The organism is Caballeronia terrestris (genome assembly GCF_001544515.1).
GTDB lineage: Bacteria > Pseudomonadota > Gammaproteobacteria > Burkholderiales > Burkholderiaceae > Caballeronia > Caballeronia terrestris.
Map to the genome: position 1 here is coordinate 48,414 of NZ_FCOL02000005.1, position 24,433 is coordinate 72,846.

Here is a 24,433-nt window from a genome sequence, read left to right on the forward strand (position 1 = left end):
CAACGCTCACACGTCGCCCGTCACTCAAACCATCGCCTGACTCGCCGCCGCCGCGCGTCCGCGCAGCCAGTTGATGCTCGCGAAGAGCAACGCGGCGAACACGATCAGCATCGTCGCAACCGCGAGGATCGAAGGATCGATCGAATCGCGGATGCCGCTCCACATCTGCCGCGGCACGGTCCGCTGATCCGGACCGCCGATGAACAGAATGACGATGACTTCGTCGAACGAGGTAGCGAAGGCGAAGACGCTGCCCGTCGCGACGGCCGGAGTGATGAGCGGCAAGGTCACGCGCCGGAACGTGACCAACGGCGTCGCGCCGAGACCGGACGCGGCGCGCAATAGACTCTGATCGAACGAGAGCAGCGACGCCGTCACGGTGATCACCACGAACGGCGTGCCGAGCGCCGCATGCGCGAGCACGACGCCCGGATACGAGTTCACGAGACCGAGCGGCGCGAAGATCAGATAGAAGCCCGCGGCGACGACCACGATCGGCACAATCATCGGCGAGATGATGATCGGCATGATCAACGAGCGAAGCGGAAACTGCGTGCGGCTCAGGCCGAGTGCGGCGAGCGTGCCGAGGCAGGTCGCAATCAACGTAGATGCCGCGCCGATGCCGATGCTGTTCGCGAGCGACCGCTGCCAGTCTGGGCTCGTCAACGCCTGTTCGTACCAGCGCATCGAAAAGCCCTGCAACGGATACGAGAAATACGATCCCGAATTGAACGACAGCGGGATGATCGCGAGGATCGGCGCGATCAGGAAGAACAGAACGAGCGCCGTATGCAGGCGCACCCAGCGCGCGGCGATGCGTTCGGTCAGCACCCTGTTGCGTTTGTCTTGCATGCGTGCCTCCGTTCAGCCGAAACGCAACCGGTCGATGCCCACGATCCGGTTGAACAGGAAATAAAAAACCGCCGTGAAGATCACGAGGTACGCCGAGAGCGCGCCTGCTAGCCCCCAGTTGAGCTGCGTGTTCGTTTGTATCGCGATGAGCTGGCTGATCATCTCGTCCCCTGCGCCGCCGAGCAATGCAGGCGTGATGTAGTAACCCAGCGCGAGCACGAAGACGAGGAAGCACCCCGCGCCGACACCCGGCAGCGTCGGCGGCACGTAGATGCGGTAGAACGCCGTGAACGGATGCGCGCCGAGCGATTGTGCGGCACGCATATAGACGGGCGAGACGCTTTTCATGACCGAATAGATTGCGAGGATCATGTATGGCAAAAGGATATGCGTCATGCCGATCAGCACGCCGGTGCGGTTGAATACGAGCGGCAACGGATGGCTCACGAGGCCGAGTCCCGACAGCACGCTGTTGATCACGCCACCCGGTTGCAGCAGCACGTACCACGCGGTCGTGCGCACGAGTAGCGACGTCCAGAATGGCACGATCACGAAAAGCATCAGGCGGTTGCTGCTTTTTGCGGGCAGATTGGCGAGCAACCATGCAACCGGATAGCCGAGCAGGAGACACAGCAGCGTGACGGTGGCGCTGATCGATATCGTGCGCACGAATGCCGGGCGATAGACCGAGGCGTTCTCCGGCACGGATGCGATGGAGCCTGCGGGCGTCACCTGGGCATCGACGGCTGCGAGCACGTAGTCGGGTGTCGGCGATGTGGCAGCGCGCTTCAGCAGGCGCCAGATCTCAGGCGAATTCCAGCGCTCGTCGAGTTCGATCAGCGCGGGCTTCCATGCCGGGGGCGCATCTGTCGGCAGTCCGCGCGCCGTGCGCATCAGGAGGCTGCGGAACTCTGGCTGGGCGAAGTTCATACGACGCGCGACGGTGCCGAGCTGTCCGCTCTGCTGCGCCTGCCTGAGTCCCGAAGCGAGCAGGGCGAACGTTTGTTCGTCCGGTACGCCACGCGCGTTCCAGGCATCGAGCGCACGCGTGAGCGCGGGCATACTGTCGGGCACCTCGCGGTTTTGCACGCTGCGTGCGAGCAGCAGTGCGATCGGCGCAATGAACGTGGACAGCAGGAACACGATCAGCGGCAGTGCAAGCAGCAGCGCCTGCAGCGACGCGCGGCGGCGTGCCTTTTGAAACGACTCGCGGCCGCCGGCTCTCGTCGGAGAGCCCGGGGCCGCGGCGTGGGCCGGAGTGGGCATGGTGCTGGTCGCGGTCAAGGTGGGCTCTCGTCGAACGGTGGCGTTATTGCGTCAGCCAGACCTGAAAACGCTTGTTGATCTGGTCCGCATTGTCGGCCCAGAAATTCGCGTTGATCTGCACGGCGCGCTTGAAGTTGGCGGGCGCGGTCGGCAGGTCGGCAAGGCGCTGCTTGTCGACGAGCGGGATCGCGTCCTTGCGCGGCGGCGCGTACGCGATGTACTTCGAGAGGTCCGCGTAGCTCTTAGGCTGCGACGCCGACACGATGAACTTCGTCGCCGCGTCCGCATGCTTCGCGCCCGCGGGAATCGCCCACCACTCGAAGTCGTACACCTGCGCATCCCACACGGCCTTGAACGGCTTGTTGTCCTTTTTCGCGGCATCGTCGATGCGGCCGTTGTAAACCTGCGTCATCACTACCGCCCCATCGGCGAGCAACTGCGGCGCCTGCGCGCCCGCTTCCCACCACACGATGTTCTTCTTGATCGTATCGAGCTTCTTGAACGCGCGGTCGACGCCGGCCGGCGTACCGAGCACCTTGTAGACATCTTTCGGATCGACGCCGTCCGCGATCAGCGCCCACTCCATCGATACCTTTGGCGACTTGCGGAGCCCGCGCTTGCCGGGGAATTTCTCAAGGTCGAAGAAGTCGTTGACGGTAGTCGGCGCGGTCTTCATCTTGCTTGCGTCGTAGGCATAAACGGTCGACCACACCATGCTCGCCACCGCACAATCGCTGATCGAACCGGGGATGAAATCGCTCGTCTTGCCGAGCAGCTTCTTGTCGAACTTCTTGAGGAGGCCTTCGTCGCAGGCGGTGATCGCATCGTTGGTTTCGAGGTCGATCAGGTCCCACGTCGTGTTTTTCGCCTGCTCCATCGCGGAGAGTTTCGCGAGGCCACCGTCATATGATTCGGTGGAGAAATTGATACCGGTCGCTTGCGTGAACGGATCGAAATACGCCTTCTTTGCGGCCGCCTCGTAGGCGCCGCCGAAGGTCACGACGGAGAGCGTCTCCGCTGCCTGAACTTGGACGTTGGCGAACGCGAGTATGGCGAGTGCGGCGCATTGGACTTTGATATTGGTGCGCATGTCGGTAGGCTCCTGCGGTAGCTTGTGTGAGAGGGAAGTTACGCCTGTGTGGCGGAATTGAGCGTGGACGCACTACGTGAAGCGTTCATCGCGAGGATCTTGCAATCGTCGTGGCGCCACGCGATGTCGATCGCGCTGCCGGGCGACGGCAACGCGTGGCGCTGCGTGTTGGGCAGCTTGACGACGATGTCATCGCGCGAACCGAGCTTCAGATGCACGCGATGATGGTCCCCGCAATACACGAGTTCCTCGACGCGCGCGTGGACCACGTTGCTGTGCTCGTCGACGTGCGTGCCTTCCGCGCTCGGGATATGCGCACGCTCGGGGCGCAGCGCGAGCATCGCTTCGTCGCCTGCCGAGAGGCCGAGTTCGCAGCGTCCGCGAATGACGCTGCCGTCCGAGAGCGCAAGCGTCGCCCAGTCCTCGCTTGCGTTGACGACGCGTCCCGTCAAGCCGTTGTTCTCGCCGACGAAGTTCGCGACGAAAGCGTTCTGCGCGTTTTCATAAAGTTCGGTGGGTGTGGCGGCCTGCTGGATGCGGCCATCGGAGAACACGGCCACGCGATCCGACATCGTCAGCGCCTCGGCCTGATCGTGTGTCACGTAGACGATGGTCAGCGAAAGCTCGCGATGCAGCCGCATGATCTCGTACTGCATCGTCTCGCGCAGGCGCTTGTCGAGCGCGCCGAGCGGCTCGTCCATCAGCACGACGCTCGGCTCGAACACGAGCGCACGCGCAAGCGCGACGCGCTGCTGCTGTCCGCCCGACAATTGCGAAGGACGCCGGTTCGCGAGATGCGGCAGTTCGACCATTTCGAGCGCACGCTTGACGCGCGCCTTCTGGTCGCTCCTGCTCACGCGCCGCACCGAAAGCGGAAAGGCCACGTTCTCCGCGATCGTCAGATGCGGGAAGAGCGCGTAGTTCTGAAACACCATGCCGATGTCGCGCAGATGCGGCGGCTTGTCGTCGAGACGCCGGCCGTCGAGGCGGATCTCGCCCTGCGTCGGCGATTCGAAGCCCGCGAGCATCATGAGCGTGGTCGTCTTGCCCGAGCCGGACGGTCCGAGCAGCGACAGGAACTCACCCTTGCGAACGTCGAGGTTCAAGTCTTCGACGACATAGTGCGTGCCGTCGTACGACTTGCTCACGCCCGAGAACGAAATGAAGGACTGGTTTGACATCGTGATGGCACCCTGTCGATGGTTCTTTATGGCCGCGACACTTTCTTTGCGAGATAGCGCGCGAAGTCGTAGTTGGGCCGTTCGAGATGGCTCAGATGGCCGGGCTTCGCAAGCGGCGCCTGAACGCCGCGATAGACCGCCTGCACACCACGCTTGTCTTCGGCGTTGACTTCGTCGAGTAGCGCCTTGAGCGTCGTCATGTAATCGTTCGCCTTAGGATCGGCGATGAACTCGGGCGCGAGGCCGCCGCCGAAGCGGATATGCACGCGGCCCGTGCCTTGCGGCTGCAGCACGAGATACCAGAAGTAACCGGGCGTCAGCGTGACGAGATGCGTCGGATAGATCGCGAGAAGCGCGGTCGTCTTGCGCCAGTGGCCCTGCAAACGCTGGTTGTCGGGATGCGCGTTGCCGATCGGCAGCGACGCTTCCTTCGTGATCCAGTGATAGTTGAACGCAGCGAGCCCGGGCGGACATTCCATCTCGTCGAGGCGCGAGTGTGGACCAACCGTCGCGCGATGCAGCATCGGCAGGTGATAGCTCTCCATAAAGTTCTCGGCGAGGATCTTCCAGTTGGTGTCCCAGACGTGCTCTTCATAGAAGGTTTCTATGTAGTCGGACATGCCGTAATCGCGGATCAGCGTGTCCAGTTCGGCGAGTTGCGTGGCGACGGGCGGCGCATTCGTATCGAGCGTCACGTAGATCCAGCCTTGCCAAACCTCGCAGCGCACCTGCGGCAGCGCATAGCTTTCCTTGCAGAAGCCCGCTTGCCGATCCATCATCGGCGCGCCGCGCAACGCGCCGTCGAGGTTGTAATTCCAGGCGTGATACGGACACACGATTCGGCGTACATTGCCGCGTCCTTCGAGCAGCACCGACATCCGATGCAGGCACACGTTGGACATCGCGCGGATTTCATTCGTCTCGTCGCGCAACACGACTACGGGCTGACCGGAGATCTGCGCGGTGAGATAGTCGCCCGGCATGGCGAGTGCGCTGGCGCGACCCACGCATTGCCACTCGCGCCGAAAGATCGTGCTTTCTTCGAGCGCCAGAAATTCAGGCGACGTGTAGACGCCCGGTGGCATCGAGCGTGCATCGCTGAATGGCCGTTCGCAACCGGTTTGCAGGTCGTTCACCAGCGTTTCTACTGCTGTCGTTCGTGCCGGGTCTGCCATGAAGCCCTCCGTGTTTCATTCCTTCGGGAGCGCGCCAAGTGCTTGAGGCTTGCCGCGTTACGCTCATCATGGACATCAATCTATCAAGCCAAATTGCCAGTTAAAATATTGTTTTCGGATACAAAGCAAAGCTTTTTCCTATACAGATGGCGAATCATCAGCTCTTTTAGGTGTCGAGATGTAGCCGTCGAATGTAGGTCTCGCAGAACGCTGAAAAGCGATGCACCACTTGTCGCGGCTTCATGGTGCGCGACTGTGCGATCCCTAGCGTCGTGGCGTTGACGCTGTCCTTGAAGTGCTTAATCACGAAGTCTTCTCCATCCACGGTGCGGTTCGACTTCAGCGGAAAGTTGAGGATGCTGAAGCCGAGTCCGTTAGCCACCATGCCGCGCACCACCTCCGGCTGCGACGAGCGAAACGCGGGTACCGGCCGCGTGCCCACGGCATCGAAAAGCGCGGCGAAATACTCGCGGCTATGCGGCAGATCCAGCATCACATATGGCTCGTGGAGCAAATCGGCAAGCGATACCTTGCGCGCGCGGGCAAGCCGATGGGTCTTCGGCAGAATCGCGTAGGGTGGCAGCGAAAGCAGCGGCGTGAAAGCGATTTCTTCGGTCAGATCGAGACTGTAGGTTAGGGCGATGTCGAGCGAACCGTCGTGCAGGCCGCGTAGCAGGCCGTCCTGATGCGCCTCGACGGTGCGAAACGAAATGCCCGCGTGCTCGGCCGTGAACCGGCTGATGAGTCCTGGCATCAACGGCGGCGCTAGCGAAACCAGACAGCCCAGCGCGATTGAACCCGTCACGCCGCCGTCCATTTCCTTGGCGGCCATTTGCAATTCTTCGGCGATCTTCAGCAGATTGCGCGCTTGCCCTAGCAGATCGCGGCCTGCCTGCGTGAGCGAGAGGCCGCTCGCGTGATGTCGTATGAAGAGTTGCACGCCGAACGAGACTTCGAGGTCCGCGAGCGCCGTTGAAATCGACGGCTGCGAGATGTGCAGACGCTTGGCGGCTGCGGTGAAAGAGAGCACTTCGGCTGTCACCACGAAATAGCGCAACTGCCGCAGCGAGTAGCGCAAAGGCTGACTTTCCATCGGCAACGCTCCATACCAAGCCTTGAATGAGCGCATTGTGACGCGCTCAAATTGCCTTGCATAGCCTAATCCGATGCTATGCATTTTTTAAATATATTTTTCGGATTCTGTTTGGGGGCGTAAATTTTCCCCATGACAAACGGCCTACGGCGACAACGCGATTAAGCTCCCCGCTATGGCCAGGCCGCACTCCCTTTCGAATTAAACGCCTTTCAGAAGGACATAGCCATGACAGTGAAACGTACCTTAATCGACACGCTCATAGTCGGCGCCGGCCAGGCCGGCATCGCCATGAGCGAGCACCTGAGCAAGCTCGGCGTGCCGCATCTTGTACTGGAACGCGATCGTATCGCCGAGCGCTGGCGTACGGGACGGTGGGATTCGCTGGTGGCTAACGGTCCTGCCTGGCACGATCGATTCCCGAATCTCGAATTCGACGATGTCGACCAGGACGGGTTCGCCTCAAAGGATCAGGTGGCGGACTATTTCGTCGCCTATGCACGAAAGTTCGACGCGCCAATCCGCACCGGTGTCGAGGTGAAGCGGGTCGTGCGTAATGCGGGGCGGCAGGGTTTTACGATCGATACATCGGAAGGCACGATCGAGGCTAACCGCGTGGTCGTCGCGACCGGGCCTTTTCAACGGCCCGTCATTCCGCCGATTGCTCCTAAAGGCGGCAATATCACGCAGATTCATTCCGCCGACTATCACAATCCCGCGCAGTTGCCCGAAGGCGGCGTGTTGGTGGTCGGCGCGGGTTCGTCGGGCGTGCAAATCGCCGATGAATTGCAGCGTGCGGGAAGGCAGGTTTATCTGTCAGTGGGGGCGCATGATCGTCCGCCGCGCGCATATCGCGGTCGCGATTTTTGCTGGTGGCTGGGCGTGCTCGGTGAATGGGACGCGGAGGTCATGAGGCCGGGCAGGGAGCACGTCACCATCGCAGTGAGCGGTGCGCGCGGCGGTCAAACGGTGGACTTCCGGCGACTCGCGCATCAAGGCATCACGCTGGTTGGTCTGACGAAATCATTCGATGACGGCGTCGTGATGTTCGAAGCCGATCTCGCCGAGAACATTGCGCGCGGCGACGAGAACTACTTGACGCTGTTGAATGCGGCTGACGCTTATGTCGCCCGCAACGGTCTCGACCTTCCGGAAGATCCAGAAGCCCGCATCATTCCCGCCGATCCGGAATGCATGACGCATCCGCTCAGCGAACTCGATCTCGCCACAGCGGGCGTGACGTCGATCATCTGGGCAACCGGCTATGCGGTGGATTTCAACTGGCTCGATGTCGACACGTTCGACGAGAAGGGCAAGCCCAAGCATCAGCGAGGCGTGTCCAAAGAGCCCGGTATCTATTTCCTCGGGCTGCCATGGCTTTCGCGCCGGGGCTCCGCTTTCATCTGGGGCGTCTGGCACGACGCCAGGCATATCGCCGACCATATCGTCACGCAGCGCAAATACCTCGAATACCGGGATGCCTCGCAGCGTCGTGCAGAGGACCACAGCGATGAGAGCGCACCACGCGTTCACAACGTTTGCGCTTGACTTATTCTTTTAGAATTAAGGTACATCAATGACCCAGCCTACGCACACCCGCATTCGCATGTTCAACACGAAGGACACGTATCCGAACCAGACGCTAGACAACGATCTTTGTCAGGCCGTGCGCGCCGGTAACACCGTCTATGTGCGCGGTCAGGTCGGTACGGATTTCGAAGGCAATCTGGTAGGACTTGGTGATCCACGCGCCCAGGCCGAGCAGGCGATGAAGAACCTAAAGCAACTGCTGGAAGAAGCCGGCAGCGACATGACTCATATCGTCAAGACCACGACGTACCTGACCGACCCGCGTTATCGCGAGCCGGTGTATCAGGAGGTCGGCAAGTGGCTCAAGGGCGTGTTTCCGATTTCGACCGGTCTCGTCGTGAGCGCTTTGGGGCAGCCGCAATGGTTGATGGAGATCGATGTGATCGCAGTCATCCCGGATGGCTGGACGCCGCCTCAGGCCTAAGGAGCAGCGCATGACATTCTCCATCATCGGACGTTGCCAGGAATCCGGGCAGCTTGGAATCGCGATCAGCTCGTCGAGTATCGCCGTGGGTGCGCGATGCCCGTGGGTGCGTGCAGGCGTCGGCGCGGTGGCGACGCAGAACGTCACGCTGCCTGCACTCGGTCCGCAGATTCTCGATTTACTCGAAACGAAGCAACTCGATCCTCAAGCGGCGCTGGACCGTGCGCTCGGTTCGAATGCATACAGCGGGTATCGCCAGGTGACGGTGATCGATGCTCAAGGCCGCACGACCTTCTTCAGTGGCAAGGAAGCGCTCGGGATATATACCGCTGTGGCTGGAAAGCAATGCGTCGCAGCGGGCAATATGCTGGCGGGTGCACACGTCATCGAAGCGATGATCCCGGCGTTTGAGAATACGCAAGGCGCGCTCGCCGACCGGCTGCTCGCGGCTATGCACGCCGCAATGACGGCCGGTGGCGAAGCGGGGCCGGTGCATTCGGCGGCGCTGAAAATTGCGGGCGACCATATTTGGCCGATCGTCGATCTGCGGGTCGACTGGGCCGACGATGACCCCATCGGTCAGCTCGATAGCCTCTGGCAAGCGTATCGTCCGCAGATGCAGGACTACGTGACCCGCGCTTTGAATCCGACAGCGGCGCCCAGCTATGGAGTGCCCGGCAATGAATGAGATGTCGAGCCGCGATCTGCTCGAACGGTTGATCGGCTTCGCGACGGTCAGCCGGGATTCGAACCTCGAACTGATCGAATTCATTCGGCAATATCTGGCTGACCTTGGAGTCGAGAGCGAGCTGTTTTACAACGTTGAGCGCACGAAGGCCAATCTCTTCGCGACCATCGGTCCTCGTGACCGAAGCGGTATCGTGCTTTCAGGCCACACCGATGTGGTCCCTGTCGATGGTCAGGACTGGACGCTCGATCCGTTCACGCTCACCGAGAAAGACGGGCGGCTTTACGGCCGCGGCGCGGCGGACATGAAGGGCTTTATCGCTTCGGTGCTGGCGGCGGTACCACGCTTTATCGGGCGATCGCTGAAGCTGCCGGTACATCTCGCCTTCTCGTATGACGAGGAAGTCGGATGCCTCGGCGTGAGGCCGATGCTGGCCGAGCTTGAAAAGCGTCCGGTGACGCCCGCCCTGTGCCTGATCGGCGAGCCGACCGAACTCAAACCGGTGTTAGGTCACAAGGGTAAGCTGGCGATGCGGTGCCATGTCAAAGGCGCCGCGTGTCACTCCGCTTACGCGCCTTATGGTGTCAACGCGATCCAGTATGCAGCGCGCTTGATCACCCGGCTGGAGGAGATCGGCGAGCAGTTGTCGCAGCCTGAACATCACGATGAGCGTTTCGATCCACCGTACTCGACCGTGCAGACTGGCATGATCGAAGGAGGGCGAGCGCTCAACATCGTGCCCGCGGAATGCCAGTTCGATTTCGAAGTGCGCGCGCTTCCGGGCTTCGATGCGAATCGCGTGACCGACGAACTACAGACCTTCGCCGAAGTCGAGTTGCTGCCAAAGATGCGTGCTGTGAAGTCCGATACCGGCATACGCTTGCAAGCGCTCAGCGCATATCCGGGATTGGTCACGCCGCCCAACAGCGAAGCCGCACGCTTGCTCGCGCTTCTTGCCGGCTCGACGGAGTTCGGCACGGTCGCGTTCGGCACCGAGGGCGGACTCTTCGATCAGGCCGGCATTCCCACGGTGGTGTGCGGACCCGGAAGCATGGACCAAGGGCACAAGCCGGACGAATTCGTCACGGTCGAGCAATTGAACAACTGCGATGCCATGCTGGCTCGCCTCGCCGACTACCTCTCCAACCCGTCCTGAAAGACGCCGCGTAGAAGCATCTACCTTTGACTGCCCCAAGTACGGCTCAACCGTACAACGAGCGCGCTCGTCCGCGCAAAACAGGAGACGAACTTGAATACTAAAGAACGCAATGCTTCACCGTTGATCGAGAAGCACACCATCGGTTATGTGCCGCCTGAAGATCGTCATGGAAAGGTGCGCGATTTGTTCACGCTGTGGTTCGGCGGGAACATTGCGCCATTGCCGATCGTGACCGGCGCGCTCGGCGTCCAGATCTTCCATTTGAACCTCGTGTGGGGAATCGTGGCGATCATCGTCGGTCAGGCCGTCGGCGGCGTGCTGATGGCCTTGCATTCGGCGCAGGGACCGCAGATGGGCATCCCGCAGATGATCCAGAGCCGCGCGCAGTTCGGCTCATGGGGCGCGCTGCTCGTCACCGTGATCGCGGGCGTGATGTACATCGGCTTCTTTGCTTCGAATATCGTGCTTGCCGGGAAGTCGCTTCACGGCATCGAAAGCTCCGTTTCGGTGCCGGTGGGTATCGTAATCGGCGCGGTGGGATCGGGGCTGATCGGGATTATCGGATACCGGTTCATTCATATTCTGAACCGCGTCGGAACCTGGGTGCTCGGGATCGGCATCTTCATCGGTTTCGGCTACATTCTCACGCATATCGCCACCGACGACTTCTTCACGCGCGGCGGCTTCAACTTCGCCGGCTGGCTCGCGACCGTCTCGCTGTCCGCACTCTGGCAGATCGCTTTCGCGCCCTACGTCTCCGATTATTCGCGTTACCTGCCAGCCAGCGTGCGCGTCGCATCGACGTTCTGGGCGACTTATCTTGGCTGCACGATCGGCTCGACGCTCGCGTTCGTCTTCGGCGCGGTCGCGGTGCTCGCGGTCCCGCCCGGCGCGGACGCGATGGATGCCGTCAAGCTGGCGACCGGTCCGCTCGGGCTGCCGATGCTCGTGCTCTTCCTGCTGAGCGTGATCAGCCATAACGCATTGAATCTGTACGGCGCGGTGCTCGCGGTCATCACGTCGCTGCAAACCTTCGCTTATCGCTGGATTCCGACGGCAAAGGCGCGAGCAGTGCTCTCTGTCGTCATTCTGATGGCGTGTTGCTACGGAGCGATCGGCGCTTCGACGAATTTCGTCGGCAACCTGGTCGATCTCGTGCTTGCTTTGCTCGTCGTGCTCGTGCCGTGGACGGCCATCAACCTGATCGACTTCTATGTGATCCACAAAGGGAAATACGACATCCAGTCGATTTTCAAAGTGGACGGCGGCATCTACGGCCGCTTCAATCCGCAGGCGCTGATGGCTTACGCGATCGGTATCGCCGTGCAGATTCCGTTCATGAACACGCCGATGTACTCGGGTCCCGTGCCCAAGTATCTCGACGGCGCCGATCTCTCCTGGGTCATCGGGCTGCTGCTCACGTCACCGCTGTATTACTGGCTGGCGTCGCGCGATACCGTCTATCGGCGCAGGCAACGGAATGCCGCTGTCGCGCCGAATGCGGCCCGGTAATCGCGTCAGCGGATAGACGAAGGGTGACGCGCAAGCGGCGTCACCTGCATCGTCATATAAGGAAAGAGCGGAAGGCCTGACAGCAGCGTATGCAGCTCGTCATGCGAATCGACATCGAACACACTGTAGTTCGCATACTCGCCGACCACACGATGCAATTGCTGCCATTTGCCTTGCCGCTGCAGGTCTTGCGAGTAGGCCTTCTCGCGCGCCTTGATTTCTTCCGCGATGGGCGCGGGTATGTCATGCGGCAAATGAACGTCCATTCTCACCAGATAAAGCATGTTGTCTCCTCGAATTACTCGTTAAAGTTAGATATCAAACCGATGCCTTGTCGCGGCGATAGAACGCGAGCTTGTCTTCATCGATGGCGAGCCCAAGGCCCGCGCCGCTCGGCAGGTGCAGATCGAAGTCGCGATATTGCGGACGCGCCGTCACGATGTCATCTTTAAGCAGTAGCGGCCCGAATAGTTCCGTGCCCCACGCGAGTTGCGGCAGCGCGCTAAAGCCATGCGCCGAAGCGATCGAGCCGATGCTCCCTTCGAGCATAGTGCCGCCATACAGCGCGATGCCTGCCGCGTCGGCGACGGCCGCCGTGCGCAGCATCCCGTAGATCCCGCCCGACTTCGCGATCTTCAGCGCGAAGACATCGGCACATGCGCCGCGCACGAGTTCGATCGCATCTTCAGGCCCTGTGACGGCTTCGTCGGCCATGATCGGCACGATAAAGCGCGCCGCGAGCCGCGCCAGCGCGCCGCGTTGCTCGCGCGGCGTCGGCTGCTCGATCAGATCGATGCCGGCAGCTTCGAGCGCGGCGATGCCGGTCGCGGCCTCCGCTTCGTTCCAGGCCTGGTTGACGTCCACCGTCACCTTCGCGCGATCGCCGAGCGCGCGCTTGATCGCGGACACGTGCGCCACGTCGTCGCGCACGCTGCGACGTCCGATCTTGAGCTTGAACGTGTTGTGCCGACGTTCGGCGAGCAGCATCTCCGCCTCTTCAATGTCGCGCTGCGTGTCGCCGCTCGCGAGTGTCCAGAGAACCGGCAGCGTCTTGCGCACCGATCCCCCGAGCAGCGTCGCGACAGAAACACCGAGGCGCTTGCCCTCTGCATCGAGCAGCGCCGTTTCGAGCGCGCTCTTGGCGAAGCGGTTGCCGCGCGCGATCTTGTTCAGCTTCGCCATCGCGGCGTTGATGTTCGTGGCATCGAGACCGGCGAGCGCAGGCGCAAGGTAGGTATCGATGGTCAGCTTGATGCCTTCGGGGCTTTCCTCGCCGTAAGACAGGCCGCCAATCGTGGTGGCTTCGCCAATACCTTCGATGCCATCGCTCGAGCGAAGGCGGACGATGACGAGAGTTTGTTGCTGCATCGTCGCCATGGCTAGCTGATGCGCGCGAATGGTCGGGAGGTCAACCAGAATCGCTTCGACGGAGGTGATTTGGGCGTTCATACCTTAAAGGGCGGAGTGGTGGGGTTGCTGAAGTATTGCGCGCCCGATAAACCCTTGTCCAAGACCGTTAACGTCTAGTGCCATACTCCGGGGGTATATCCAGCGTCATCAGCCCCGGTCGGTGCGCGGCACATAGGCGATGTTTTCCTCGTCGTACAGCCGATAGATGAGTTCGAGCATCTCCCGAATGTCGCGCGATTCGTCGAGCATGCGCATGCTCATGATGATCGGCGAGACGAGCGTCGGGTCGTCCAGCTCCTTATAGCTCACGTCGTCGCGCTTCAGGCCGTACACGCTGCTCGGAACAATCGAGATGCCTTCTCCCGCTGCCACGAGACCCAGCGCAATCTGCAATTCACGGACTTCATATATCTTGCGCGGCTCGAGCGCGCGGTCCTTGAACGCCGCGAGAACCTGGTCCGCATAGCTGGGTCGCGGTGCCTTAGGGAAAACGATAAGCGTCTCGTTGAGCAGATCGCGAAGCGCGAGGATGGGCTTCGCGAGTGAAAGCGGATGGCCTTCCGGAAGCGCGACGATCATTTTCTCCTCGCGAAGAATCACGCGACGGATATTCGCATCTTCATGCCGAATGCGGCCAAACCCGACGTCGATACGACCATCCTTCAGCGCCCGAATCTGATCCATTGTCGACATTTCGTGAAGGCTCAACTCGACGGTGGTGTTCTCGTCGCGGAAGCGCCGGATGATTTTCGGCAGCATCCCATAGAGCGTCGAACCGACGAAACCGACTGAAAGACTTCGCTCGATGGTACCCACGCGCCTCGTCATCGATTCGAGCTCGGCTGTCTGCGCGAGCAGCTGCGCGGCATGGGAATAGAAGAACTTGCCCGTCTCCGTGAGCTTCAGCGGGCGCGAGCTGCGCTCCAGTAGCTGAACGCCAAGGGTCTCTTCCAGTTGTTGTATCTGACGGCTCAGAGGAGGCTGTGCGATGTGCAGCCGCTGGGCTGCGCGCGTGAAATTGCGTTCCTCGGCTACAGCTACGAAATAGCGCAGATGCCGCAACTCCATCTCGATACCTCCTGGATATGGCCCGATACTAAATCAGTGTTGGACTGCCTGTTCGGGCGTCCATTATTCTTCATTCACACTCAGTTTCAGCACCGGATTATACCTTCTAAACATAGCGATACCGGTGTCGAATCAAGGGTTAACCCCACCAGAAAAGAGATTCAGGAGCAGACGATCATGAGCGTGAAAGTGTTCGATACGAAGGAAGTGCAGGACCTGCTGAAGGCCGCCGCCAATCTGGGCAGCCAGGACGGCAATCCTCGCGCCAAGCAGATTGTCCAGCGTCTCCTGGGCGATTTGTTCAAGGCCATCGACGACCTCGACATGACGCCCGATGAAATCTGGGCCGGCGTCCACTACTTCAACAAGCTCGGCCAAGACGGTGAAGCCGCGTTGCTCGCCGCCGGCCTCGGCCTGGAAAAGTATCTCGACATCCGCATGGACGCCGAGGACCGCGAAGCCGACATCAACGGCGGCACGCCGCGCACGATCGAAGGCCCGCTGTACGTCGCCGGTGCGCCGGAGCGCGAAGGCGTATCGAAGATCGACCTCGATCCTGATGCCGAGTCCGGTCCGCTGGTCATTCGCGGCACGGTGACCGGCCCTGACGGCAAGCCCGTCGCCGATGCGCTGGTCGAATGCTGGCACGCCAACTCGAAGGGCTTCTACTCGCACTTCGACCCGACTGGCGCGCAAAGCGACTTCAATCTGCGCGGCGCGGTCAAGACGGGTGCCGATGGCAAGTACGAATTCCGCACGCTCATGCCGGTGGGTTACGGCTGTCCGCCGCACGGCGCAACGCAGCAACTGCTGAACACGCTCGCGCGCCACGGCAACCGTCCGGCGCACGTGCACTTCTTCGTCACCACCGACAAGTACCGCAAGCTGACGACGCAGATCAACATCGAAGGCGACCCGCTGATCTGGGACGACTTCGCCTACGCCACCCGTGAAGACCTGATTCCGCATGTCGTCGAAAAGACGGGCGGCACGGCGCTCGGCATGAAAGACGATACGTACAAGGACATCGAGTTCGACATCGAGTTGACTCCGCTGGTTCAGGGCAAGGACAACCAGCGCGTCCACCGCCTGCGTGCTTCAGCCACGGCGTAATCGCCCGACGCGGCGGCTAATCAGCGACCCTGCCGCCGCTCAATTCTTCGCAAGAATCATTCGATACCACTGCAAGCGCTCCATCGTCTGGAGCACGCATGGAGAGCACACATGTCCGTCATTACCAACAAAGCCACGCAACTGGATGAACTGCTGCACACCGCCGTCCAGGACGACAAGGAAACCGGCGTCTTCCGTTGCCGCCGCGACATCTTCACGAACGCCGACTTGTTCGAGTTGGAGATGAAGCACATCTTCGAAAGCAACTGGGTCTATCTGGCGCATGAAAGCCAGATTCCGAACAACAACGATTACTACACCACGTGGATCGGCCGTCAGCCCATCGTCATCACTCGTGACAAGACCGGCGAACTGCACGCGGTAATCAACGCCTGCGCCCACAAGGGTGCGATGCTGTGCCGCAAAAAGCACGGCAACAAAGGCAGCTTCACCTGTCCGTTCCATGGCTGGAGTTTCTCTAACACCGGCAAGCTGCTGAAAGTGAAGGACGTGAAGACCACCGAATATCCGGTGCAATTCAACACGCACGGTTCGCATGACCTGAGAAAGGTCGCGCGCTTTCAGAGCTATCGCGGCTTCCTCTTCGGCAGCCTCAACGCCGACGTCCTGCCGCTCGAAGACTACCTCGGCGAGACCAAGGTGATCATCGACCAGATCGTCGATCAGGCGCCGGAAGGGCTCGAAGTGCTGCGCGGCAACTCCTCGTACATCTACGACGGCAACTGGAAGATGCAGATGGAAAACGGCTGCGACGGGTATCACGTCAGCACCGTTCACTGGAACTACGCCGCGACGATGGACCGTCGCAAGGTCGACGGCACGAAGGCGGTCGATGCGAATAGCTGGAGCAAGTCGGTAGCGGGCGTGTACGGGTTCGACCACGGCCACATTCTCTTGTGGACCAAGACGATGAACCCGGAAGTGCGACCGGTGTATCAATACCGCGATGAAATCAAGGCGCGTGTCGGCGAAGTCAAGGCGGATTTCATCGTCAACCAGACTCGCAACCTGTGCCTGTATCCGAACGTGTTCCTGATGGACCAGTTCAGCACGCAGATCCGGGTGGTACGTCCGCTCAGCGTGGACAAGACCGAAGTCTCCATTTTCTGCTTTGCGCCGAAGGGCGAGAACGCAACGGACCGCGCGACCCGCATCCGTCAATACGAAGACTTCTTCAACGTCTCGGGCATGGGCACGGCTGACGACCTCGAAGAGTTCCGCGCGTGTCAGGTTGGCTATGCCGGCACCACCGCGTTGTGGAACGATCTTTCGCGCGGCGCGCCGCTGTGGGTCGAAGGGCCGGACGCGAACGCGAAGAACATGGGTATCAAGCCGCTCATCTCGGGTGAGCGTAGCGAAGACGAAGGTCTCTTCGTAGTTCAGCACGAATATTGGGTGAACGTGATGCGCGACGCGCTGAAGAAAGAACAAGCGGAGGCACTGGCATGAGCTTCGATTACCAAAAGATCTGCGCGGTGCTGTACCGCGAGGCGCGTCTGCTCGATGACCGCCAATGGGACGAATGGCTCGCCTGCTATGCCGAGGACGTGACCTACTGGATGCCGGCGTGGGACGACGACGATCAACTCACCGATGACCACGAGAGCCAGATCTCGCTGATGTACTACCCGGACCGCGGCGGCCTGGAAGATCGTGTGTTTCGCATCAAGACCGAGCGCAGCGGCGCTTCGATGCCTGAGCCGCGTACGAGCCACAACGTGACCAACGTGGAAGTGCTGGCGCAACGCGATAACGAAGTGGACGTGCGCTACAACTTCAACACGCTCAGCCACCGCTACAAGATGACCGATCAATTTTTCGGCACGATGTTCGTCACCTTGCGAAGGGTCGATGATGCCTTGCTGATTGCCAGCAAGCGTATCGCGTTGAAGAACGACTACATCCGCCAGGTGCTCGACGTCTACCACGTGTGACGTCGAGTGTCGGCAGGAAATTGAAGGTAGGAGACAACATGTCCAGCTACAACATTGCACTGAATTTCGAAGACGGCGTGACGCGTTTCGTCGAATGCAAGCCGGGTCAGAAGGTGCTCGATGCGGCCTTCCGCGCGAAGATCAACTTGCCGATGGATTGCTCCGACGGCGTCTGCGGCACCTGCAAGTGCCGCGCCGAGAGCGGCCGCTACGACCTCGGCGACGAGTACATCGAAGACGCACTGAGCGAAGACGAGAAAGATAGCGGCCTCGTCCTCACGTGCCAGATGGTGCCGACGAGCGATTGCGTGATTTCGGTGCCCGCGTCGTCCACCGCGTGCAAGACCGAGCAGAGCAAGTTCGCCGCGACGGTATCGAAGGTGGAACCGCATAACGACGCGGCCGTCGTGCTCGAAATGGACGTGGATGCAACCGCGCCCGTGTTCTTGCCGGGCCAGTACGTCAACATCGATGTTCCTGGCAGCGGGCAGCATCGTTCGTATTCGTTCTCGTCGGGGCCGGGTCAGTCTAAGATCAGCTTTCTGATCAAGCGCATTCCCGGTGGCGTGATGAGCACGTGGCTCGATGCCGCCCAACCGGGCCACAAGCTCGAACTGACCGGGCCGCTCGGGAGCTTCTATCTGCGCGCCGTGGAGCGGCCGTTGCTGTTCCTCGCGGGCGGTACAGGCCTTGCGCCGTTTCTGTCGATGCTCGAAGTGCTGGTGCGCACCGAATCCCAGCAGAAGGTCCACCTGATTTATGGCGTGACGCGGGACCTTGATCTGGTGCAGGTCGAGGCAATCGAAGCGTACACGGCGAAATTGGCAAACTTCAGCTACTCCACGGTCGTGGCGGAATCGGAGTCGAGCCATCCGCGCAAGGGTTGGGTGACGCAGCACATCCCCGCTGGCGCACTGAATGATGGCGACGTCGACGTATATCTGTGCGGCCCGCCGCCGATGGTCGATGCCGTGCGCAAGCACTTCGACGACACCGGCGTGAAGCCGAACAGCTTCCACTACGAGAAGTTCACGCCCAACGTCGCGCCGAGGGCCGCATGAGCACACAACGATTTGCTGGCAAGGTCATCGTCGTCACCGGAGCAGCGCAGGGCATCGGCCGCAGCGTGGCGCTGCGTGCGGCGGCCGAGGGCGCCAAGGTGCTGTTCGTCGATCGCGCGGACTTCGTTTCCGAAGTGGCCGCCGAAGCGAAGGACGCGGACACGGCAGGATTCGTCGCCGACCTCGAAACTTACGAAGGCGCGAAGTCCACGATGGATTTCGCGGTGCGCAAGTTCGGCGGCATCGACATTCTGATCAACGGTGTCGGCGGTGCGATTCGCATGCGTCCGTTCGGCGAGTTCGAACCCGCACAGATCGATGCGGAGATTCGCCGTTCGCTGATGCCGACGCTGTACGCATGCCATGCGGTGTTGCCGCATCTGATCGGGCGTGGCGGCGGAACCATCGTCAACATTTCGTCCAACGCCACGCGCGGAATCCGGCGTGTGCCGTATTCAGCTGCGAAGGGCGGCGTCAACGCGATGACGCAGTCGCTCGCGATGGAATACGCCGAGCACAACATCCGCGTGGTCGCCACGGCGCCGGGCGGCACAGATGCGCCGCCACGTCGCGTCCCGCGCAATACCGCCGGCGACAGCGAGCAGGAAAAGGCGTGGACGGGCGAAGCGGTGAAACAGGTCACGGAATCGACGTTCCTCAAGCGCTATGGGAGCATAGACGAACAGGTCGCACCGATTCTGTTCCTCGCCTCGGACGAGGCAGGCTACATCACAGGGACAGTATTGCCGGTTGCTGGTGGGGATTTGGGCTGAGCCATTATCTTTTGCAGGAGACGCTTTTCATGAACGAACGCAAAGCCATCGTCCCCGCCGGAATGGAAGCGGTGTACGAGAAGATTCGCTACGCGCCCGCGGTCAAGGCAGGTAACACGATTTACGTGTCCGGGCAGATCGGCCGAGACCTGTCCATGCAACTGGTCGAAGCCCGCGAAGCGCAGATCGTGCAGGCATTCGAGAACCTCAAACTGGTGCTGGAAGCCGCAGGTGCAACGCTGAGCGACGTGGTGGACTTGACCACGTTTCACACCGACATGCGCGACTTGCCGTTGTTCATGCAGGTGCGTGACCGCTACTTCACTACGGACCCGCTTCCCGCGTGGACGGCGGTGGGCGCGCATATGCTCGGCGGTTCAGCGGGCTATATCGTCGAGATCAAGGCTGTCGCTGTATTGGCTGATTAACCCCGGAGCTAACGCATGCCTGAAGATGGCCTGGTCGCGTTGCTTGTTTCCGTGCTGCCGGATCGCGCCGACGATATGGCGCGGCTGCAGATCCTGCTCAAGCGCGACGAACCCATCGTTACCGTCATCGGTAAATACAATCACGGCAAGAGCCGCCTGCTCAACGAATTGATCGGACGAAACACGTTCGCTGTAGCCGACAAGCGCGAGACGGTGAGGCTGTCGGACAGCGTTCACCAAGGCGTGCGCTGGCTGGACGCGCCGGGACTGGATGCGGACGTCGGCACCGAAGACGATCGCCATGCGCTGCACGCTGCCTGGTTGCACGCCGACATTCGCCTGTTCGTGCATGCCGCGAAGGAAGGCGAACTGGACGCGAAGGAACTGGCGTTGCTGGCCGAACTGCGCGCGGACGGCGAGCGGACGGAACGGTGCACTTTGTTCGTGCTTTCGCAACTCGATCAATTGGCGGACGACAGCGAACTGCAGAAGGTGAGCAACGCGATTGGCGCGCAAGTACCGGGCATCGCGTTGAATCCGGTTTCGTCGACGCGCTATCGGAAAGGGTTGGAGGAGGGTAAAAAGCTGCTGCTCGAAAAGAGCGGCATTCCTTCGCTGCGTTTTACTTTAGACGCAGCGCTCGCCCGAGTTCCGAAAGCGCGTGCGTATGAAACCGCGCTGCTATTCGACGAAATACGCGATGAATTGAAAGCGCTACACACGGAGCAACAAGAGTCGCTCGAAGCTTTGCTTAAAACGCAAACACGACAACGTCTCGACTTCGATCAAGGACTCAAGATCGTCATCGAAAAGGTCGGCGGCGACATCGACATGATGTTGAATGCGCTCGGTGCAGACCACGCCGTCGTGCCGGATTCCGCCAGGGACGCTTACGCGATCACGGCTGGAAAACTTGAACGCGCGCACATACAGATCGCCTACTCGCGTGCCTGCATCGAAATCGATGGCTTCTCGCCGGGCATGGAGTCATTGGTCTGCCTTCGGAACAGCAAACCGTGGCGCGCGCTCTTAACACAGTGATGGTCGCGGTCATGGGCGTCTCGGTGAAGTTCCGTAAAGACCTGCGCACGATGTTCTGCGAGGCATCGGGCCGGGAGCGCATGCAGCGCGAGTTCACTCGCTACTTCGAGATCTCACCCGACCGCAAGGCCCTAGCGACGCTGATCGCCCAAAATGAATCGGCCATCGTTCCCGACTTACCGCGGCAGCGGCATCAAACGCGATGTGCCCGAAGCCGAGACGCCGTTGATCCTGCGCACACTGCGTCAAGTTACCTCGACGCACGCCGCGACCACCGAGTTCGTCGTCAGCGACGAGGACGCGGTCATCGTGGCCGCGTGCGAAGTGCCGCATCATCCGGCGCTGCTCGCCTGGACGCTCACGCGCACGCATCCGCCGCTCGGGCCATACGGGCGCACGCTCGTGACGGGGCTGGCGGTGCTGCTTGCGGTGATCGTCGCGATCGCAATCGCGCTTGGCATCGTGCTGCGGCGCTGGCGGGCGAATCTGGCGCGCATCGAGGAACGGCTTGCGCAGAGCGCCGGTACGCTACACCCGATCGATCCGACCGGTGAACCTGATCTCGACAAGATCGTCGCCGCCTTCAACGCGCACGTCGCGCGCACGGCTCTGCTGCAACACGAAGCGGCCGGCCTGAACGCGCGGCTCGCTCACGCCGAGCGCTTCGCCATGCTCGGGCAACTGGCGGCGCAAGTCGCGCACGAGATCCGCAATCCGGTGGGCGCGATGCGGCTCAAGGCCGAGAACGCGCTCGCCGGAGACGCGGAGCGCCGCACGCGCGCGCTGTGTGCGATTCTCGAACAGATCGGGCGCGTGGAATCACAGCTTTCCGGGCTGCTCGCGCTGACGCAACCGATTCGTATCGACGCGCAGGAAATCGTGCTCGACGCATGGCTCGCCAGCCGTATCGACGCGAATCGCGATGCGGCGCAACGCGCGGGCGTGACGCTCGACTTGGGCGCCTCGCCGCAAGGCACGGCGCGTTTCGACGCGCAGCAACTCGCCCGCGCGCTCGACAATCTCCTGCTCAATGCGATACGCCACACGCCGCACGGCGGCCACGTCACGCTGAGCGCCACACGCAGCGCTGCAGGCCTCACAATCGAAGTCGCCGACGATGGCCCCGGCGTGCCGCCGTCCGAACGCGAGCGTATCTTCGAGCCCTTCGTGACCGGTCACGCGACGGGTTCAGGACTCGGCCTCGCCGTCGTGCGCGAGATCGCGACGGCGCACGGCGGCCGCGCGTACTGCGCCGCATCCGGCGATGCGAACGAACCCGGCGCCTGCTTTGTGATCGAGATCCCATGACACGCATCCTGATCGTCGACGATGATGACGCCTTCCGCGAAAGCCTTGCCGAAACGCTGGCCGATCTCGGCCACGAGACGATTGAGGCGTCGAACGGCCGCGATGCGCTGCGCATCCTCGCGTCGGACGCACCGGTCGATTGCGTGTTCCTCGATTTCCGCATGGCCGATATGAGCGGCATCGACGTGCTGGAACGGCTGCGCGAGATGCCCAATCGAAACGCGCTGCCCGTCGTCGTGCTGACCGCCTTCGCCACGAGCGACAACACGATCCACGCGATGCGCCTCGGCGCGTTCGAGCATCTGACGAAGCCGGTCGGGCGCGACGCGATCGGCGCGCTGCTCGCCAAGATCGCCGAAAGCAGCGAGCCCGGAACGCCTGGCGAAACCTCGCGCATCGCGGAAGATACTGGCGAGCCGCGTCTGATCGGCGCGAGCGATGCGCTTCGCGAAGTGCAGAAGCAGATCGGCCGCGCCGCCGCCACCGATTCAACGGTGCTCATCACCGGCGAGACCGGCACCGGCAAGGAAGTGGCGGCGCGCGTGTTGCACGACGCGTCGAAGCGCCGCGACGGCCCGTTCGTCGCGATCAATTGCGCGGCGATTCCGGCTAAATTGCTCGAAAGCGAGTTGTTCGGCCACATGAAGGGCGCGTTCACGGGCGCGGTGTCCGAGCGGGCAGGGCGCTTCGTCGAAGCACGGCGCGGCACGCTCTTTCTCGATGAAGTTGGCGACATGCCGCTCGCGATGCAGGCGAAACTCCTGCGCGCGATCCAGGAGCGCTCGGTGATGCCGCTCGGCGCAAACCGCCCCGTCGAAATCGACGTGCGGATCGTCGCCGCGACGCATCGCGATTTGCAGGCTGAAGTCATCGCGCGGACCTTTCGCGAGGACCTGTTCTATCGGCTCAACGTGATACCGGTCCACTTGCCGCCCTTGCGCGACCGGCCTGTCGATATCCTGCCTCTTGCGCGGCATTTTCTGGCGTCGGCGGGAAGCGCGGCGCGCTTATTGAGCGCGGGCGCCGAAAGGAAGCTGCTGGCTCACGCGTGGGCCGGCAACGTGCGAGAACTCAAGAACGCGATGGAGCGTGTGCAGGCGCTTGCGCGCGGCGCGCTCGTCACGGAAGACGACCTCGCGTTCCTCGAAAGCCCTGCTGCGGCTCCGGCGTTCAACGACGCTCTTCTGGACTTGCCGCTGCCCGAAGCCGTCGAGCGGCTCGAACGCGCGGCGATCGAGCGGGCGCTTGCCGCGTCGTCGGGGAACCGCGCGGAAGCGGCACGAAGGCTCGGCATCAGCCGGCAATCGCTCTATACGAAGCTCGCGGCGTACGGCCTGGGCTGATGAAAGTGTCCAGTTTCCTGACACCCGCTGTCAGGCAGACGGAGACCTGCATTTGTCTCAAGATCGCTCAGGCCCGTCGCACAAGGCTTTTGCTCGTGGCATGTGACTTGCCCTAGTCACCGCATCGTCCCTGCGGACACGAGGAGCAAATCATGCATGCAACCGTCTCTGTCACCCGGTGCGTCGTCGCGCTGGCGCTCGTCGCGGGCGCTGTCGGATGTGCTGCGCAGAATCCCGGGCCACCGCCGCCGCCTGCTTTATCGAATGATGACCGCCGCCACCACCGCGAGCGGCGCGTCCGCGCAAGATGCCCGCGGACGCGGTCATCGCGAGCAAGACAGGCGTCGTGAAGCGCTACACGATCAACCCCGAAGGCGACATCGACGGCCTCCTGCTCGCCGACGATACGCTGATCAACTTCCCGCCGCATCTCGGCGCTCAAGTCGCGGCGACGGTGGCACCAGGCGACAGCTGTCGCGCGACCGGCCATGCGACGCCGGGCGGCAGCCTGCGCGCCCAGCAGATCGCCAACGCGGCGAACGGCCGGACCGTCGTCGACCAACCGCCTCCCGCCGATACCCCGCGTTGGCCGAAGTCGTTGCGCGGTGCCGGTCTTGTCAAGCTCGATGCCAGCGGCCGAGTGCTGCGCGTGTCAACCGCGCCGCGAGGCGAACCCGATGGCGTGCTGCTTGCCGACGGCACGGTGGTCAAGCTGACGCCGCCTGTCGCGTTGCAGTTTCCGGAACTGCTGCAACCGGGCGCGACGGTGGCCGCGCGCGGCTACGGAACGCGCAACCGCTACGGCGCCGCGCTGCAGGCGACGTCGTTCGGCGCGCCGGGCAAGCTCACGTCGCTCTACGGAACGTCCATCGACTGAATAGTTTTATTGCTAACCATTTCTAC

24 protein-coding genes are annotated in these 24,433 nt (G+C 61.9%); 15 read left to right on the plus strand and 9 right to left on the minus strand.

Annotated features, from left to right (window positions below; all coding sequences use genetic code 11):
- Positions 1 to 24 precede the first annotated feature (24 nt).
- The 6 genes from AWB67_RS06150 to AWB67_RS06175 form a co-directional block, all read right to left on the minus strand.
- Positions 25 to 852, minus strand: a complete 828-nt coding sequence (locus tag AWB67_RS06150; RefSeq protein WP_087655360.1) for an ABC transporter permease — start codon at positions 850 to 852, stop codon at positions 25 to 27.
- A gap of 12 nt (positions 853 to 864) precedes the next feature.
- The gene (locus AWB67_RS06155; RefSeq protein ID WP_087655361.1) at positions 865 to 2,118 is read right to left on the minus strand and encodes an ABC transporter permease; all 1,254 of its coding nucleotides are present in this window, start codon (positions 2,116 to 2,118) and stop codon (positions 865 to 867) included.
- Between the two features lie 43 nt (positions 2,119 to 2,161).
- The gene (locus AWB67_RS06160; protein WP_087655362.1) at positions 2,162 to 3,208 is read right to left on the minus strand and encodes an extracellular solute-binding protein; all 1,047 of its coding nucleotides are present in this window, start codon (positions 3,206 to 3,208) and stop codon (positions 2,162 to 2,164) included.
- Positions 3,209 to 3,246: 38 nt separating this feature from the next.
- Complete coding sequence (locus AWB67_RS06165) at positions 3,247 to 4,389, minus strand: ABC transporter ATP-binding protein (protein ID WP_087655363.1); 1,143 nt, start codon at positions 4,387 to 4,389, stop codon at positions 3,247 to 3,249.
- A gap of 26 nt (positions 4,390 to 4,415) precedes the next feature.
- Positions 4,416 to 5,564 carry an SRPBCC family protein gene (locus AWB67_RS06170; protein WP_087655364.1) on the minus strand — a complete coding sequence of 383 codons (1,149 nt, stop codon included), beginning with the start codon at positions 5,562 to 5,564 and terminating at the stop codon, positions 4,416 to 4,418.
- A gap of 166 nt (positions 5,565 to 5,730) precedes the next feature.
- Entirely contained in the window at positions 5,731 to 6,657 is a 927-nt protein-coding gene (locus tag AWB67_RS06175) for a LysR family transcriptional regulator (protein ID WP_087655365.1), read from the minus strand.
- A gap of 228 nt (positions 6,658 to 6,885) precedes the next feature.
- On the opposite strand from AWB67_RS06175, the gene AWB67_RS06180 reads away from it, so the two are divergent.
- From AWB67_RS06180 to AWB67_RS06200, 5 genes are all read left to right on the plus strand, one after another.
- Positions 6,886 to 8,205 carry a flavin-containing monooxygenase gene (locus AWB67_RS06180; protein WP_087655366.1) on the plus strand — a complete coding sequence of 440 codons (1,320 nt, stop codon included), beginning with the start codon at positions 6,886 to 6,888 and terminating at the stop codon, positions 8,203 to 8,205.
- Between the two features lie 28 nt (positions 8,206 to 8,233).
- Positions 8,234 to 8,671 (plus strand): RidA family protein, encoded by a 438-nt coding sequence (locus AWB67_RS06185; protein WP_087655367.1) that lies wholly within the window; start codon positions 8,234 to 8,236, stop codon positions 8,669 to 8,671.
- 10 nt (positions 8,672 to 8,681) lie between these two features.
- Positions 8,682 to 9,359: a DUF1028 domain-containing protein gene (locus tag AWB67_RS06190; RefSeq protein WP_087655368.1), complete on the plus strand. Its 678-nt coding sequence runs from the start codon at positions 8,682 to 8,684 to the stop codon at positions 9,357 to 9,359.
- Positions 9,352 to 10,515 (plus strand): acetylornithine deacetylase, encoded by a 1,164-nt coding sequence (argE, locus tag AWB67_RS06195; RefSeq protein WP_087655369.1) that lies wholly within the window; start codon positions 9,352 to 9,354, stop codon positions 10,513 to 10,515. Before AWB67_RS06190 ends, argE begins: the two co-directional genes overlap by 8 nt.
- 93 nt (positions 10,516 to 10,608) lie before the next feature.
- Positions 10,609 to 12,030 carry a purine-cytosine permease family protein gene (locus AWB67_RS06200; RefSeq protein WP_087655370.1) on the plus strand — a complete coding sequence of 474 codons (1,422 nt, stop codon included), beginning with the start codon at positions 10,609 to 10,611 and terminating at the stop codon, positions 12,028 to 12,030.
- Between the two features lie 5 nt (positions 12,031 to 12,035).
- Here the strand turns inward: AWB67_RS06200 and catC are convergent, their stop codons facing one another.
- The 3 genes from catC to AWB67_RS06215 all read right to left on the minus strand — a co-directional run bounded on the left by catC (position 12,036) and on the right by AWB67_RS06215 (position 14,508).
- Positions 12,036 to 12,314: a muconolactone Delta-isomerase gene (gene catC, locus AWB67_RS06205; RefSeq protein ID WP_087655371.1), complete on the minus strand. Its 279-nt coding sequence runs from the start codon at positions 12,312 to 12,314 to the stop codon at positions 12,036 to 12,038.
- A 34-nt stretch (positions 12,315 to 12,348) separates the two neighbouring features.
- A complete protein-coding gene (locus AWB67_RS06210) occupies positions 12,349 to 13,479 on the minus strand; it encodes a muconate/chloromuconate family cycloisomerase (RefSeq protein ID WP_087655372.1) in 1,131 nt (376 codons plus the stop codon).
- Between the two features lie 108 nt (positions 13,480 to 13,587).
- Positions 13,588 to 14,508, minus strand: a complete 921-nt coding sequence (locus AWB67_RS06215; protein ID WP_087655373.1) for a LysR family transcriptional regulator — start codon at positions 14,506 to 14,508, stop codon at positions 13,588 to 13,590.
- A 177-nt stretch (positions 14,509 to 14,685) separates the two neighbouring features.
- Here AWB67_RS06215 and catA point away from each other — a divergent pair, with 177 nt between their 5' ends.
- From catA to AWB67_RS06265, 10 genes are all read left to right on the plus strand, one after another.
- The gene (gene catA / locus AWB67_RS06220) at positions 14,686 to 15,621 is read left to right on the plus strand and encodes a catechol 1,2-dioxygenase (RefSeq protein WP_087655374.1); all 936 of its coding nucleotides are present in this window, start codon (positions 14,686 to 14,688) and stop codon (positions 15,619 to 15,621) included.
- Positions 15,622 to 15,732: 111 nt separating this feature from the next.
- The gene (locus AWB67_RS06225; RefSeq protein ID WP_087655375.1) at positions 15,733 to 17,091 is read left to right on the plus strand and encodes a Rieske 2Fe-2S domain-containing protein; all 1,359 of its coding nucleotides are present in this window, start codon (positions 15,733 to 15,735) and stop codon (positions 17,089 to 17,091) included.
- Complete coding sequence (gene benB, locus AWB67_RS06230) at positions 17,088 to 17,576, plus strand: benzoate 1,2-dioxygenase small subunit (protein ID WP_087655376.1); 489 nt, start codon at positions 17,088 to 17,090, stop codon at positions 17,574 to 17,576. The genes AWB67_RS06225 and benB overlap by 4 nt, the downstream gene beginning before the upstream one ends.
- 38 nt (positions 17,577 to 17,614) lie before the next feature.
- Positions 17,615 to 18,637, plus strand: a complete 1,023-nt coding sequence (gene benC / locus AWB67_RS06235) for a benzoate 1,2-dioxygenase electron transfer component BenC (protein WP_087655377.1) — start codon at positions 17,615 to 17,617, stop codon at positions 18,635 to 18,637.
- Complete coding sequence (benD, locus tag AWB67_RS06240; RefSeq protein WP_087655378.1) at positions 18,634 to 19,410, plus strand: benzoate diol dehydrogenase BenD; 777 nt, start codon at positions 18,634 to 18,636, stop codon at positions 19,408 to 19,410. Before benC ends, benD begins: the two co-directional genes overlap by 4 nt.
- A gap of 29 nt (positions 19,411 to 19,439) precedes the next feature.
- On the plus strand, positions 19,440 to 19,838 hold the full coding sequence (locus AWB67_RS06245; protein ID WP_087655379.1) for a RidA family protein: 399 nt from the start codon (positions 19,440 to 19,442) through the stop codon (positions 19,836 to 19,838).
- Between the two features lie 15 nt (positions 19,839 to 19,853).
- Positions 19,854 to 20,879, plus strand: a complete 1,026-nt coding sequence (locus AWB67_RS06250; RefSeq protein WP_327365396.1) for a GTPase — start codon at positions 19,854 to 19,856, stop codon at positions 20,877 to 20,879.
- Positions 20,880 to 21,032: 153 nt separating this feature from the next.
- Entirely contained in the window at positions 21,033 to 22,187 is a 1,155-nt protein-coding gene (locus tag AWB67_RS06255; RefSeq protein WP_087655380.1) for a sensor histidine kinase, read from the plus strand.
- Positions 22,184 to 23,530, plus strand: a complete 1,347-nt coding sequence (locus tag AWB67_RS06260; RefSeq protein WP_087655381.1) for a sigma-54-dependent transcriptional regulator — start codon at positions 22,184 to 22,186, stop codon at positions 23,528 to 23,530. Before AWB67_RS06255 ends, AWB67_RS06260 begins: the two co-directional genes overlap by 4 nt.
- Positions 23,531 to 23,837: 307 nt before the next feature.
- The gene (locus tag AWB67_RS06265; protein WP_087655382.1) at positions 23,838 to 24,407 is read left to right on the plus strand and encodes a hypothetical protein; all 570 of its coding nucleotides are present in this window, start codon (positions 23,838 to 23,840) and stop codon (positions 24,405 to 24,407) included.
- Positions 24,408 to 24,433: the final 26 nt, after the last annotated feature.